1 protein-coding gene and 2 tRNA genes are annotated in these 1,806 nt (G+C 68.8%); 1 reads left to right on the top strand and 2 read right to left on the bottom strand.

Annotated features, from left to right (window positions below; translation table 11 throughout):
* Window positions 1–1,296, bottom strand: a 1,296-nt coding sequence (tig, locus tag RMN98_RS08660) for a trigger factor (protein WP_309648414.1), incomplete at its 3' end; no start/stop codon positions are given.
* Between the two features lie 151 nt (window positions 1,297–1,447).
* Window positions 1,448–1,520, bottom strand: a tRNA-Pro gene (locus tag RMN98_RS08665).
* A gap of 169 nt (window positions 1,521–1,689) precedes the next feature.
* Here RMN98_RS08665 and RMN98_RS08670 point away from each other — a divergent pair.
* A tRNA-Gly gene (locus tag RMN98_RS08670) sits at window positions 1,690–1,763 on the top strand.
* Window positions 1,764–1,806 lie beyond the last annotated feature (43 nt).

Raw genomic sequence — 1,806 nt, forward strand, 5'->3', positions numbered from 1 at the left:
CTCGACGTGGTTGCCGGACTCGTCGGTGACGGTGGCCTGCTCGACCACGAGCGCGAGGGCCTTGCCACGACGTACCTCGGAGACCAGCTCGGGCAGGTGGTTGTGCTCCACCATGTGCTGGACGTACTCCTGCGGGTTCTGTCCCGACTGCTGGGCCCGACGCAGCATGTGCTCGGTGAGCTCCTGCTGCTCGACACCGAGCTCCTGGTTGACCGCGATCTGGTCGAGGACGAACTGCGCCGCCACGGCGTCGCGGACGCGCTTCTCGAGCTCGGCCTCGAACTCGTCGACGGTCTGCTCCTCGGCGTCGAGGTAGGCCTCCATCGTCATGCCGGCCATCGCGAGCTGCTGCTCGATGCCCTGACGACGCGCGACGAGCTCCTCAGCGACCAGCGAGTCGGGGACGGGGATCTCGGTCAGGTCGAGCACCTTCTCCAGCACGGCGTCGCGGGCGGCGGCGGCCTGCTCGAGGCGCTTGCCGTTGCCCAGCCGGACCCGGACGTCGTCGGTGAGCTCACCGATGGTGTCGAACTCGGAGGCCATCTGCGCGAACTCGTCGTCGAGCTCGGGGAGATGCTGCTCCTTGACCGCGGTGACGCTGACCTCGACCTCGACGTCCTCACCCTCGAGGTCTCCCCCGGCGAGCTGGCTGGTGAACGTGGCGGTGTCGCCGGCGCTCATGCCGCGCAGGGCCTCGTCGAGCCCGTCGAGCATGCCGCCCTTGCCGACCTGGTAGCTCACGCCGGCGGCCTCGCCGCCCTCGACGATCTCGCCGTCCTTGCTGGCCTTGAGGTCGATGACGACGAAGTCACCCTCCTCGGCGGCGCGCTCGACGTCGGTGAGGGTGCCGAAGCGCTCGCGCAGCGCCTCGACCTGCTCCTCGACGTCCGCCTCCGTGACGGCGACGTCGTCGACGGTCACCTCGAGGTCGTCCAGGGACGGCAGGGTGATCTCGGGCTTGACGTCGACCTCGGCGGTGAACTCCAGGGTCTCGTTGTCCTCGAGCTTGGTGATGTCGATCTCGGGCTGCGCCAGCGGCTCCAGCTCGTTCTCCTGGAGCGCCTGGATGTACAGACCCGGCAGCGCCTCGTTGATGGCCTCGTCGAGGACGGCGCCCCGACCGACCTGGCGGTCGATGATGGGTGCCGGCACCTTGCCGCGGCGGAAGCCGGGCACGTTGATCTGCGAGGCGATCTTCTTGTAGGCGTTGTCGAGGCTGGGCTTCAGCTCCTCGAAAGGCACCTCGACGGTGAGCTTCGCCCGCGTGGGGCTCAGGGTCTCGACGGTGCTCTTCACAGGGGTGTCTCCTCGGGTTTCTCAGCGGATGCGGCCGTGCAGGTGCGGTGACCTGGTTGCACGGCAAGTCGTCGGGCAGGTCGGGACTGGTCGGGCGGATCGTGCTGGTGTCCGGGCGGCCTGGGAAAGCCTGGTCGGACGGGACGCGCTGTCGGGGCGACAGGACTCGAACCTGCGGTCTCCTGCTCCCAAAGCAGGCGCGCTAGCCACTACGCTACGCCCCGGTTGTGGAACCCCCGGGAGTCTAGTCAGCGGGACTGGGCCTGTCGAAACGGCCGCTTCTCGACCTGCCGCGACCGAGTCACGTCGTGTCATGGATGGGGCCGCTGGTGTGGCACCATGGTCCGCGGCAACGACCTGGCCCCGCTCACCCGGGAGCCCGACGAGCGCCACGCGGATGTAGCTCAATGGTAGAGCTTCAGTCTTCCAAACTGACTACGCGGGTTCGATTCCCGTCATCCGCTCCACACGGTCCAGCCGCCCGCGGCGTACGACGGCGACGGCGGCCAG

It is taken from the genome of Nocardioides sp., from assembly GCF_031397825.1.
Taxonomy (GTDB): Bacteria; Actinomycetota; Actinomycetes; order Propionibacteriales; family Nocardioidaceae; genus Nocardioides.